We start from the raw sequence: 11,943 nt of genomic DNA, 5'->3' as shown, positions 1-11,943 counted from the left end.
CGTCCACCCGGCAGCCGTCGCCGGAGAAGTAGTAGCCCTTGTATTGCTGGAAATAGGTCTGCTCGAAGCGCTCGTGATCACCCCAGACCGTGCGCATCTGCCCCGGCCAGCTGTCGGCGATGGCCAGCACGCCCTCGGTCGGGCGATCCTCGATCACCTCGCCGCTGGTGGGTTCCAGCACCACCGGCTTGACCCCGAAGAACGGCTTCATCGCCGAGCCGGGCTTGGCGGCATGGGCGCCGGGCAGCGGTGTCATCAGGTGGCCGCCGGTTTCGGTCTGCCACCAGGTGTCCACGATCGGGCAGCGGCCCTGACCGATCTTGTCGTTGTACCAGTTCCACGCCTCCGGGTTGATGGGTTCGCCCACGGTGCCGAGCAGCTTCAGCGAGGATAGGTCGCAACCGGTTACGAAATCGTCACCCTGGCCCATCAGCGCCCGCAGCGCCGTCGGGGCGGTGTAGAACTGGTTGACCTTGTGCTTCTCGCAGACCTGCCAGAAGCGGCTGGCGTCGGGCCAGGTCGGCACGCCCTCGAACATCAGCGTGGTGGCGCCGTTGGCGAGGGGTCCGTAGACGATGTAGCTGTGGCCGGTGACCCAGCCCACGTCCGCGGTGCACCAGTAGACGTCGCCCTCGTGGTAGTCGAAGGTGATCTCCTGGGTCATGGCGGCGTAAACCAGATATCCACCACTTGCGTGCACAACCCCCTTGGGCTTGCCGGTCGAGCCCGAGGTATACAGGATGAACAGCGGGTCCTCGGCATTCATCGGCCGCGGCGGGCAGTCGGGGGCCGCGTGTTCCATCAGGTAGTTGAGGTCGACGTCCCGGCCCTGGATCCAGGTGGTCTGGTCTCCGGTATGCTTGACCACGAGGCAGCGGACCTTGTCCGAGCAGTGCAGGAGGGCGGCGTCGGTGTTGGACTTGAGCGCGGTGCGGCGGCCGCCGCGGGGCGCGGTGTCGGCGGTGATGACGATCTTGGCGCCGCAGTCGTTGATGCGGTTGGCAAGCGCGTCGGGCGAGAAGCCGGCGAAGACGATGGAATGGATGGCGCCGATGCGGGCGCAGGCGAGCATGGCGTAGGCCGCCTCGGGGATCATCGGCAGGTAGATGACGACGCGGTCGCCGCGCATGACGCCCTGGCTGAGCAGGACGTTGGCCATGCGGTTCACCTTGTCGTAGAGCTCGGCATAGGTGATGTGGCGGGCGGGGTCCTCGGGGTTGTCGGGCTCGAAGATGATCGCGGTCTGGTTGGCGCGGGTCTTCAGGTGGCGGTCGATGCAGTTGTAGGCGACGTTGAGCACGCCGTCCTCGTACCACTTGATCGAGACCTTGCCGAAATCGAAGCAGGTGTCCTTGATGCGGGTGGGCCGGGCCATCCAGTCGAGCCGCTGCGCCTGCTCCGCCCAGAACCCGTCCGGGTCCGAAATCGAGCGCGCATACATCTCCTCGTACCGCTCCGCGTCGACATGCGCGCCGGAGACAAAGTCGGATGACGGCGGGTAGGTGACGGACATGGTGTGGTTCCTCCTCCACGAGTTCTTTCCACCAAGGGAAACGCGGGAGGCAGGCGAAGGCAATAGGCATTTGGTGGAATGTTTCAGCAGCATGCGCTGAAATTTCCGACATATTGCGCGAGCGCGCGGTGACGACCCGCCGCGCGCCCGACGCCTTCAGATCGCGAGGTACTCGGCCCGCAGGCTCTCGTTCTCGAGCACCTCGGCGGCGGTGCCGTCGAAGACGATGGATCCGGTGTCAAGGATGATCGCCCGGTCCGCCAGCTGCAGCGCGCGTACCGCGTTCTGCTCGACGATGATCGTGGTCATGCCCTGCTCCTTGATGTGGCGCAGCGTCTTCTCGATCTCGTCGACGATCACCGGCGCAAGCCCCTCGTAGGGCTCGTCGAGCAGCAGCACCTTGATGTCGCGGGCCAGCGCCCGGGCGATGGACAGCATCTGCTGCTCGCCGCCCGAGAGGGTCACGCCTTCCTGCTTGCGGCGCTCGCCGAGGCGGGGAAAAAGGTCGTAGAGCCGCTCGATCGACCAGCCGACGGGCGGCGCGATCTGCGCCAGTTGCAGGTTCTCCTCGACGGTGAGGCCGGGGATGATGCGCCGGTCCTCGGGCACCAGCCCGAGCCCATTCATCGCCGCCTCGTGCGAGGCCATGTTGTGGAGCGGCTTGTGGTCGAGCCAGATCTCGCCGCGCTGCACCTGCGGCGTCCCGAGCCGCGCGATCGAGCGCAGCGTGGTGGTCTTGCCCGCGCCGTTGCGTCCCAGCAGTGCCAGGATCTCGCCCTCGTGCACGTTGAAGCTGATGCCCTGCACGATGTAGCTCTCGCCGTAGTAGGAATGCATGTCCCACACCGAGAGGAAGGCAGGCGCGGTCTCGGCCTTGTTGCCGTGCCTGGAAAAGTCCGGTCTGACGTTCATTGTCCCGTCTCCTTACGCGTGCTCGCCGAGGTAGGCTTCCTGCACCTTGGGGTGGCCCTTGATGTTCTCCGGCACGTCCTCGACCAGCGGTGTGCCCTGCGCGAGCACGGTGATCCGGTCGGCGAGGCTGAAGACCACGTGCATGTCGTGCTCGATGATCGCCATGGTGATGTCGCGCTTGGCCTTGATCTCCTTGAGCAGGTCGATGGTGTTGTTGGTGTCCGCCCGCGCCATGCCCGCCGTCGGTTCGTCGAGCAGCAGCAGCCGCGGCTCCTGCACGAGGCACATGGCCATCTCGAGCCGGCGCTTGTCGCCGCGCGACATCGAGGCCGAGTGCATGTTGCGCTTGTCGAGCATGTTGACGTCCTCGAGCATCGCCTCGGCGCGTTCGCGCAGCTCGGCCTCGCTTGCGACCGAGCGGAAGGCGTGCAGCCGGTAAGCCCCGTCGCGCCGGGCGAATAGCGGGATCATCATGTTCTCCATCACCGTCAGGTCGCCGAAGATCTCCGGCGTCTGGAACACCCGGCTGATGCCCATCTGGTTGATCTCGAACGGCTTGCGCCCGAGCACCGAGTGGCCGTCGAACATCACCGAGCCGGTGTCGGGGATCAGCTTGCCGACGAGGCAGTTCAGCAGCGTCGACTTGCCGGCCCCGTTGGGCCCGATGATGGCGTGGACCGTGTTCTCTGTCACCGAAAGGTTCACGTCGGTCAGCGCCTTCAGCCCGCCGAAGCGCTTGTTGACGTCCTTGACTTCAAGAATGCCCATTCTCGCTCTCCTCATTCAGCGGGTTCGGTGCTGGCGGACTTGGCGGGCTCTTCCGCCGGCCTGCGGCGGAGGCGGCGCGCGATGCGCTGCCCGCCCTCGACCAGCCCGCCGGGCAGGAAGATGACGATCAGCATGAACATCAGGCCCAGCGTCAGGTGCCAGCCCTTGCCGACGAAGGGGTGGATCAGCGCGACCACGAAATCCTCGAGCCCGTCAGGCAGGAAGGACACCCAGCCGTGCACCACCTGGTCGTTGATCTTCGAGAAGATGTTCTCGAAGTACTTGATGAAGCCCGCGCCCAGCACGGGCCCGATCAGGGTGCCGGCACCGCCGAGGATGGTCATCAGCACCACCTCGCCCGAGGCGGTCCACTGCATCCGCTCGGCGCCCGCGAGCGGGTCCATGCAGGCCAGCAGCCCGCCAGCGAGGCCCGCGTACATGCCCGAGATCACGAAGGCCGCCAGCGTGTAGGGGCGCGCGTTGAGGCCGGTGTAGTAGAGCCGGTTCTGGTTCGACCTGATGGCCCTCAGGGTCATGCCGAAGGGCGAGCGGAAGATGCGGATCGCGAGGTAGAAGGAGATCAGCATGATCACTGCGGCAACGTAGTAGCCGACCGAGAACTGGAAGGCCCAGGGTCCGATGTCCAGGGTCTCGAAGCTGCGCATCTCGAGGCCGAAGAGGTTGGTGACCGGGATTCCCCCGTCCGCGGTGGCCGACTGGCCGAGGACGCGCGGGTCGTCGAGGGTGATCTGCAGGCCGGTCTCGCCGTTGGTGACCGGCGTCAGCACCGAGTAGGCGAGGTTGTAGCTCATCTGCGCAAAGGCCAGCGTCAGGATCGAGAAGTAGATCCCCGAGCGGCGCAGGCTGACGTAGCCGATTACCACCGCGAAGAGCCCCGAGACGACCATCGACAGCACGATGGCCGGAAGCACGTTCATGCTGAGCAGCTTGAACATCCACACCGCCGCGTAGCTGCCCACGCCTAGAAAGGCCGCGTGGCCGAAGCTGAGGTAGCCGGTGAGGCCGAAGAGGATGTTGAAGCCGATGGCGAGGATCCCGAAGATCACGAAGCGCTGCATCAGGTCCGGGTAGCCTGCGTTGAACTGCGCCAGCCCGCTGTCGGTGGGGAAGGGGTTCAGGATGAATGGCGCGAACAGCGCCATCACCGCGACGATCAGGAACAGGGTGACGTCTTTTTTTCCGAGTCCGAACATGGCTCAGTCCTCCATCACGCCCTTGCGGCCCATGAGGCCCCTCGGACGGGTCAGCAGAATGATGATGGCGACGAGGTAGATGATGATCTGGTCGATCCCGGGCAGGATCGCCTTGATCTCGTTCATCGAGGCGAAGCTCTCGAGGATGCCCAGCAGGAAGCCCGCGAGCACGGCTCCCGGAAGCGAGCCCATGCCGCCGACGACCACCACGACGAAGCTCAGGACGAGGAAGTCCATGCCCATGTGGTAGTTGGGCGAATTGATCGGGGCGTACATCACCCCCGCCAGCCCCGCGACGGCGGCAGCAAGGCCGAACATGATGGTGAAGCGCCGGTCGATGTTGATGCCGAGCAGGCCCACGGTCTCGCGGTCGGCCATCCCGGCGCGGACGACCATGCCGAAGGTGGTGAACTGCAGGAAGGCGAAGACCGCGCCGATGATGATGGCCGCGAAGGCGAAATACACGAGACGCCAGTACGGGTAGATGATCGCGTTGGGATCGAAGCCCAGCATCACGCCGAAATCGAGCGAGCCGCGGAACACCTCGGGGGCCGGGGTCGGGATCGGGTTGGCGCCGAAGAGCTGCTTGATGATCTCCTGCAGCACGATGGCAAGGCCGAAGGTCACGAGGATCTGGTCCGCGTGCGGGCGCTTGTAGAAATGCTTGATCAGCCCGCGCTCCATCACGACGCCGATGACGATCATCACCGGGATCGAGAACAGGATGGCAAGCGGCACCGACCAGTCGATGATCGTGGCGCCGGCGGCCTCGCCGAAGAGGTCCTGCACGTAGGGGATGTCGACCTTGAGCGGGTTGCCGAGGAAATCCGTCCGGGTCTCGTCGACCACCTGGTGCGAGAGCGTCAGCAGCCGGTTCAGCGTGACGGCACAGAAGGCGCCGATCATGAACAGGGCGCCGTGGGCGAAGTTGACGACCCCCAGCGTGCCGAAGATGAGCGTGAGCCCGAGCGCGATCAGCGCATAGGCCGACCCCTTGTCGAGCCCGTTCAGGATTTGAAGAATGATTGCGTCCATGATCCGTGGCCTTCGAGGTCAAAGGATGGATGGGCGCTCCCGGTGGTCAGGCCGGGAACGCTGCGTGAGGGGCGGCGCGGGTCTGCGCCGCCGGATGTGCCGGGGATCAGGCGCCGGGGTTGCAGGAGCCCAGGGCGCCGCCTGCGAACATCGGGTGATCGGGGGCGTATTCGACCTGGCCGCGCGGGGTGATCTCGACCACTTCGAGCAGGTCGAATTCCGAGGTCGGGTTCTCCTTACCGCGCACCACGAGCACGTCCTTGAAGCACTGGTGGTCTTCCGCGCGGTAGAGCGTCGGGCCATTGCCGAGCCCGTCGAACTCGAAGCCCTCGAGCGCCTCGGCGACGGCGCAGGGATCGAAGGAGCCGGCGCGCTGCACGGCATCCGCGTAGAGCAGGGTCTGCACGTAGCAGGTGTGCGCGGCCTGCGACGGCGGGAAGCCGTACTTGGTGCCGAAGCTCTTGACGAAGGCCTTGCTGCCGTCGTCCTGCAGCGACCAGTGCCAGTTGGTCGAGCCGAGAATGCCCTTGATGTTCTCGCCCGCGCCGCGTGCCATCAGGCGCGAGAACAGCGGCACCACGATCTCGAAGTTCTTGCCGTTCACCTGCTTCTCGCGCAGGCCGAACTGCACGGCGTTGGTGAGCGAGTTCACCATGTTGCCGCCGTAGTGGTTCAGCACCAGCACGTCGGCGCCCGAGTTCAGCACCGGCGCGATGTAGGACGAGAAGTCGGTCTGGGCGAGCGGCGTCTTGACGGTCTCGATGGTCTCCCAGCCGAGCGCCTCGGTCGCGGCCTTGATCGACTCTTCCTGGGTCCAGCCCCAGGTGTAGTCGGCGGTCAGGTGATAGGCCTTGCGGTCGCCGCCATAGGCTTTGGCCAGCACCGGCGCGAGCGCCGCGCCCGACATGTATGCGTTGAAGAAGTGACGGAAACCGTTGGCTTTCTTGTCCTTGCCAGTGGTGTCGTTCGAGTGGGTGAGGCCGGCCATGAAGATCACGCCCGCCTCCTGGCAGAGACCCTGCACCGCCACCGCGACGCCCGACGAGGACCCGCCGGTGATCATGATGGCGCCGTCCTTCTCGATCATCGACTTGGCCGAGGCCCGGGCGGCGTCGGACTTGGTTTGGGTGTCGCCGGTCACGTACTCGACCTTCTTGCCCATGATGCCGGTGCCGTCGAGCGCCTTGGACGAGAAGGTGCTCAGCATGCCGCCGTCACCGCCGCCGTTCAGATGCTCGACCGCCAGCTCGTAGGCGCGCAGTTCGTCGGCGCCCTCGTCGGCGTAGGGGCCGGTCTGCGGAACGTTGAAGCCGAGCGTCACCGAGCCGCCGGTGGGCTCGTTTGTAAAGGCGCGGGCCGAAGAGGCCGTGAAGATCGTCGGCAGCGCCACACCGGCGCCCGCAACGGCACCAGTTCTCAGCAACCCACGACGAGACAATGTCGTCTTGGACATGAAATTCCTCCCAAATTTTGAAGTCGCGAGGCCAGGCTCCTCTCCCGGCGACGCATGCACCCTCCAGTGCAAAATCAGTATTTGCCAGTATACGTAAACCGATCAACAACTCCCTTCGAGCGCACAATTTTTTTGTCAACGAATGAACAGTGTGCCATAGTAATCTGTAAATAAACTTATGTCGCGCCGCAGAAATGCGTTGAAAAGACAGGAAATCAGGGGAATGGCTCGCGATACGCTGACCGGTTCGCGGATCCGGGAACGCCGAAACATCCTCGGGATGAAGCAGGCGGAACTCGCGCGTCGTGCGAGTATCTCTGCCTCGTATCTTAATCTGATTGAACACAACAGGCGCAGAATCGGCGGAAAACTGCTGCTCGATATCGCCGAAATACTCGGGGTCGAGCCCTCGGTCCTGACCGAAGGCGCCGAGGCGACGCTGATCGCCTCCCTGCGCGAGGCGGCGCTGCGCGCGGATGAGGCGGGGGCCGAGCTCGACCGTCTGGACGAATTCGCGGGCCGCTTCCCCGGCTGGGCGCGGCTTCTGGCCGAGAGCCGGGCGCGCATCGACACGCTGGAACGCTCGGTCGAGGCGCTGACCGACCGGCTCGCCCACGACCCGCATCTCGCCGATGCGCTGCACGAGATGCTGTCGACGGTGACCTCGATCCGCTCCACCGCCTCGATCCTCGCAGAGCCGGGCGAGATCGACCCGGACTGGCAACGCCGCTTCCACCGCAACATCTACGAGGACAGCGCCCGGCTGGCCGAGAGCAGCCGCAGCCTTGCCTCCTATCTCGAGGCCGAGGGCAAGGCGGCGGCCGAGCGTGGTACGCCGCAGGAAGAGGTGGAGGCGCTGTTCGAGGCCGCGGATTACCACATCGCTCCGCTCGACGCGGGCGCGGCGCCCGAGCTGGTCGCGCAGGAACTGGGGGCGGAGCTCTCGCCCACCGCCCGGGCACTCCTGCGCCGGGCCTTCACGCGCTATGCCGCGGATGCCGAGGCGATGCCGCTGGACCGGGTTATGGAGGCGGTGGTGGTCACCGGCACCGATGCGCTGGCGCTGGCGCAACGCTTCGGCACCGATCCGGCACGGGCGATGCGCAGGCTCGCCTCGCTGCCCCGGACCGCCGCCTGTGGCCCGGTGGGGCTGGCGATCTGCGACGCCTCGGGGGTGTTCACCTTCCGCCGCCCGTTGCCCGACTTCCCGATCCCGCGCTTCGGGGCGGACTGCCCGCTCTGGCCGCTCTTCGCCGCGCTCAGCCGGCCGATGTCGGTGCTGAGCCGCGTGCTGCAATCCGCCGGGCGGCAGAGCGGCGCCGTCACCGCCATCGCCTTTGCCCAGCCCTCGGGGCCGCCCCGGGTCAACCGCGAGCCGGTGTTCGAGGCGCACATGATGATCGCGCCCTCTCCGCCGCGCCAGTCCGAGCCCGCCGAGCCGGTTGGCATCACCTGCCGCATCTGCCCGCGCGTGAGCTGCCCGGCGCGGCGCGAACCCTCGTTGCTGGGTGACGCTGCGCAGCAGGGCTTTTGATCTTTTGACAGCCGCCGCCACATTGGCGATAAGTTTTTTACAGGGGGAGGATAGCTTCGGCCCCCCGGGACCTTGCGCCCGGGGCCGGGGGAAAGGGGTGGAATGTCGAAACGTGTGATGCTGATCGAGGATGAGCCGAACATCATCGAGGCGATCAGCTTCATCCTGTCGCGCGAAGGGCTGGCGGTCGAGACCCACTCGGACGGCACCACCGCGAACGACCGGCTGCGCGCCGTCGGGCCCGATCTGCTGATCCTCGACGTGATGCTGCCGGGCAAGAGCGGCTACGACATCCTGCGCGAGCTGCGCGAGGATGCGGCCACCGCCGAGCTGCCGGTGCTGATGCTGACCGCGCGCGGGCAGTCCCGCGACCGCGAGATGGCCGAGCGTGCCGGTGTCTCGGCCTTCATGACCAAGCCCTTCTCGAACTCCGAGATGCTCGAAACGGTGCGCTCGCTCATGGCGCGGGTGACGTGAGCGACAGCGACCTTCCGCGCCGGGGCAAGCCGCCGGTGTTCCTCGAACGGCAGTCCTACCGCCGCCGGAGGGTGAACGACGCGGCGCGGGTGCTGCCCTTCATCGGCACGCTGCTCTGGATGATCCCGCTGCTCTGGCCCGAGAACGGCGCCGCGGTGCGGTCGTCAAGCGCCATCATCTACCTCTTCGGCGTCTGGGGCCTGCTGGTGCTGGGCGCCGGCCTGCTGTCGTGGCGGCTGAGCGTTCAGGCCCGCGAGGGCGACCCCGAGCGCGATGGCACCGGCGTCCCGGGAGGTTCGGGGGGCGCGCCATGACCATGCTCAACACGCTGGTCGCGGTCTGCAGCGCCTACGCGGTGTTCCTCTTCGCCATCGCCTTCGTGGCCGAGCGGGCGGCGATGCGCGGGCAGGCGCGCTGGCTGCGCTCGCCCATCGTTTACACGCTGTCGCTGTCGATCTACTGCACCGCCTGGACCTTCTACGGCGCCGTCGGCTCGGCGGTGCGCTCGGGCTTCGAGTACCTGACCATCTACCTCGGTCCCTCGCTGGTGCTGATCGGCTGGTGGTGGATCCTGCGCAAGCTGGTGCGCATCGGGCGCAGCCAGCGCATCACCTCGGTCGCCGACCTGATCTCGTCGCGCTACGGCAAGTCCAACCTGCTGGCGGTGGGCGTCACCATCCTCGCGGTGGTCGGAACGACGCCCTACATCGCGCTGCAGCTGCAGTCGGTAACCCTCAGCTTCGAGGTCTTCGGTGTCGGCGACCTGCCGACCGGCGAGGAGCAGGGCCACACCGCGCTCTGGGTCGCGGCGGGGCTGGCGCTCTTCACGGTGATCTTCGGCACCCGCAACCTCGATGCCAACGAACGCCACAACGGCGTCGTCATGGCCATCGCGGTCGAGGCTGTGGTCAAGCTGTTTGCCCTGCTCGCGGTGGGGGTCTTCGTGGTCTGGGGGCTCTCGGGCGGGGTCTCGGGCGCGTTGCAGAAGATCGACGCCTCGCCGCTGGGCGCGTGGCAGATCGACGGCGGACGCTGGGCCGGTCTGATGATGCTCTCGGCCGCCGCGTTCCTGTGCCTGCCGCGGATCTTCCAGGTGCTGGTGGTCGAGAACGACAACGAGACCCACCTGCGCACCGCCAGCTGGGCCTTCCCGTTCTACCTCGGCCTGATGAGCCTCTTCGTCGTGCCCATCGCCGTCATCGGGCTCGAGATGCTGCCCCAGGGCTCGAACCCGGACCTTTTCGTGCTGACGGTGCCGCTCAGCGTGGGGCAGGACGGGCTCGCGGTGCTGTCCTTCCTCGGCGGCTTCAGCTCGGCCACCTCGATGGTGATCGTCGCGGCCATCGCGCTGTCGACGATGGTGTCGAACCATGTCGTGATGCCGCTCTGGCTGCGCTACGCGGGCGGCGGCGCCAAGGTCTCGGGCGACGTGCGCAGCGTCGTGCTGCTGGCGCGGCGGCTGTCGATCATCGGCGTGGTGATGCTGGGCTATCTCTACTATCGGCTCACGGGTGGCGGCGCGGGTCTGGCCTCCATCGGCCTCGTGAGCTTTGCCGGCATGGCGCAGGTGATGCCCGCGATGCTGGGCGGCATCTTCTGGCGCGGCGCCTCGCGGATCGGGGCGCTGACCGGGCTGACGCTGGGCTTCGGCTGCTGGGGCTACACGCTCTTCCTGCCGAGCTTCGGGGCCGGGGTCTTCCTGCCCGATGCATGGATCGCGGCGGGGCCCTTCGGGATCGGCTGGCTGCGGCCGCAGGCGCTTTTTGGGATCGAGGGCATGGACCCGCTGCTGCACGCGGTGGTGTGGTCGCTGATCCTCAACACCGGGGGCTTCGTGCTGGCCTCGCTGGCGAGTTTCCCGCAACCGCTCGAGCGGCTGCAGGGGGCGCAGTTCGTCAACGTCTTCGAACACTCCGCCGCGCCGCGCAGCTGGACCGGACGGGTGGCGCAGGCCGAGGACCTGATGATCATGGCGCAGCGCATCCTTGGTGCCCGCGACGCGCAGGCGCTGTTCGAGCGCGAGGCGCAGCTTCAGGGGCTTGGCGGCACGCTGCCCGCGCCGACGCCGGATTTCCTCGAGACGCTCGAGCGCGAGCTGGCGGGCTCGGTCGGGGCCGCCACGGCCCACGCCATGGTCGGCCAGATCGTCGGCGGCATGTCGGTCTCGGTCGAGGACCTGATGGCGGTGGCGGACGAGACCGCGCAGCTGATGGAATACTCCGCCCGGCTCGAGGCGCAGTCGCAGGAGCTGGCGCGCACTGCTGCCCAGTTGCGCGAGGCCAACGCCAAGCTCACCCGCCTCTCGGTTCAGAAGGACGCCTTCCTCAGCCAGATCAGCCACGAGCTGCGCACGCCGATGACCTCGATCCGGGCGTTTTCCGAGATCCTGCGCGACACCACCGGGCTGAAGCCGCAGGAGCAGAGCAAATATGCCTCGATCATCCATGACGAGGCGATCCGCCTGACCCGGCTGCTGGACGATCTGCTCGACCTCTCGGTGCTCGAGAACGGGCAGGTGAACCTCAACCTGCGCGAGGGGCGGCTGTCGGATGTGCTCGACCGGGCGGTGGCCGCGGCGGCGGCGGACGAGCATGGCGCGCGGCTCCGGATCCGGCGCGACCGCGGGGCCGAGAACGTCTGGCTCAACACCGACCTCGACCGGCTCAGCCAGGTGTTCATCAACCTCGTCGCCAACGCCCGCAAATACTGCGATGCCGAGCGCCCGATGCTCGAGATCCGCGTGCGGCAGGGCGACCGGCTGGTGATCGATTTCGTCGACAACGGCACTGGCATCTCGAGCGAGGCGCAGGACGTGATCTTCGAGAAATTCAGCCGGGTTAGCGACCAGAAGGCCGGGGGCGCGGGTCTGGGTCTCGCGATCTGCCGGCAGATCATCACCCGGCTCGGGGGCGAGATCCGCTACCTGCCGGGGCAGGGCGGGGCGGCGTTCCGGGTCACGCTTCCGGCGCGCATCGCCATGGCGGCGCAGTAGCCCGGGGGCATTGGCCCAAAACGTGAACTTTCCGCGCGCACTAAA

The 11,943-nt window shown here is 67.0% G+C and carries 10 protein-coding genes; 4 read left to right on the top strand and 6 right to left on the bottom strand.

What is annotated here, in order from left to right; translation table 11 throughout:
* The 6 genes from acs to BLQ77_RS02210 all read right to left on the bottom strand — a co-directional run.
* On the bottom strand, positions 1-1,513 hold a 1,513-nt coding region (gene acs, locus BLQ77_RS02235), incomplete at its 3' end, for an acetate--CoA ligase (protein ID WP_089954806.1).
* 156 nt (positions 1,514-1,669) lie between these two features.
* Positions 1,670-2,425, bottom strand: a complete 756-nt coding sequence (locus BLQ77_RS02230) for an ABC transporter ATP-binding protein (RefSeq protein ID WP_008883571.1) — start codon at positions 2,423-2,425, stop codon at positions 1,670-1,672.
* Between the two features lie 12 nt (positions 2,426-2,437).
* Positions 2,438-3,193: an ABC transporter ATP-binding protein gene (locus BLQ77_RS02225; RefSeq protein WP_008884700.1), complete on the bottom strand. Its 756-nt coding sequence runs from the start codon at positions 3,191-3,193 to the stop codon at positions 2,438-2,440.
* 11 nt (positions 3,194-3,204) lie between these two features.
* Positions 3,205-4,407, bottom strand: coding sequence for a branched-chain amino acid ABC transporter permease (locus BLQ77_RS02220; RefSeq protein ID WP_089954802.1), 1,203 nt, complete (start codon positions 4,405-4,407; stop codon positions 3,205-3,207).
* Between the two features lie 3 nt (positions 4,408-4,410).
* Positions 4,411-5,442, bottom strand: a complete 1,032-nt coding sequence (locus BLQ77_RS02215; protein ID WP_089954798.1) for a branched-chain amino acid ABC transporter permease — start codon at positions 5,440-5,442, stop codon at positions 4,411-4,413.
* 106 nt (positions 5,443-5,548) lie between these two features.
* Positions 5,549-6,895 (bottom strand): substrate-binding protein, encoded by a 1,347-nt coding sequence (locus BLQ77_RS02210; protein WP_008885706.1) that lies wholly within the window; start codon positions 6,893-6,895, stop codon positions 5,549-5,551.
* Between the two features lie 223 nt (positions 6,896-7,118).
* Here BLQ77_RS02210 and BLQ77_RS02205 point away from each other — a divergent pair, with 223 nt between their 5' ends.
* The 4 genes from BLQ77_RS02205 (at position 7,119) to BLQ77_RS02190 (ending at position 11,898) form a co-directional block, all read left to right on the top strand.
* Entirely contained in the window at positions 7,119-8,429 is a 1,311-nt protein-coding gene (locus BLQ77_RS02205) for a helix-turn-helix transcriptional regulator (protein ID WP_089954795.1), read from the top strand.
* 102 nt (positions 8,430-8,531) lie between these two features.
* Positions 8,532-8,906 carry a response regulator transcription factor gene (locus tag BLQ77_RS02200; protein WP_008885529.1) on the top strand — a complete coding sequence of 125 codons (375 nt, stop codon included), beginning with the start codon at positions 8,532-8,534 and terminating at the stop codon, positions 8,904-8,906.
* Positions 8,903-9,220: a hypothetical protein gene (locus BLQ77_RS02195; protein WP_089954792.1), complete on the top strand. Its 318-nt coding sequence runs from the start codon at positions 8,903-8,905 to the stop codon at positions 9,218-9,220. The genes BLQ77_RS02200 and BLQ77_RS02195 overlap by 4 nt, the downstream gene beginning before the upstream one ends.
* Positions 9,217-11,898, top strand: a complete 2,682-nt coding sequence (locus BLQ77_RS02190; RefSeq protein ID WP_089954789.1) for an ATP-binding protein — start codon at positions 9,217-9,219, stop codon at positions 11,896-11,898. Before BLQ77_RS02195 ends, BLQ77_RS02190 begins: the two co-directional genes overlap by 4 nt.
* Positions 11,899-11,943: the final 45 nt, after the last annotated feature.

Source organism: Salipiger thiooxidans, assembly GCF_900102075.1.
Taxonomy (GTDB): domain Bacteria; phylum Pseudomonadota; class Alphaproteobacteria; order Rhodobacterales; family Rhodobacteraceae; genus Salipiger; species Salipiger thiooxidans.
The sequence above is the reverse complement of the archived record's forward strand: the minus strand, read 5'-3'. Positions and strand labels throughout refer to the sequence as shown.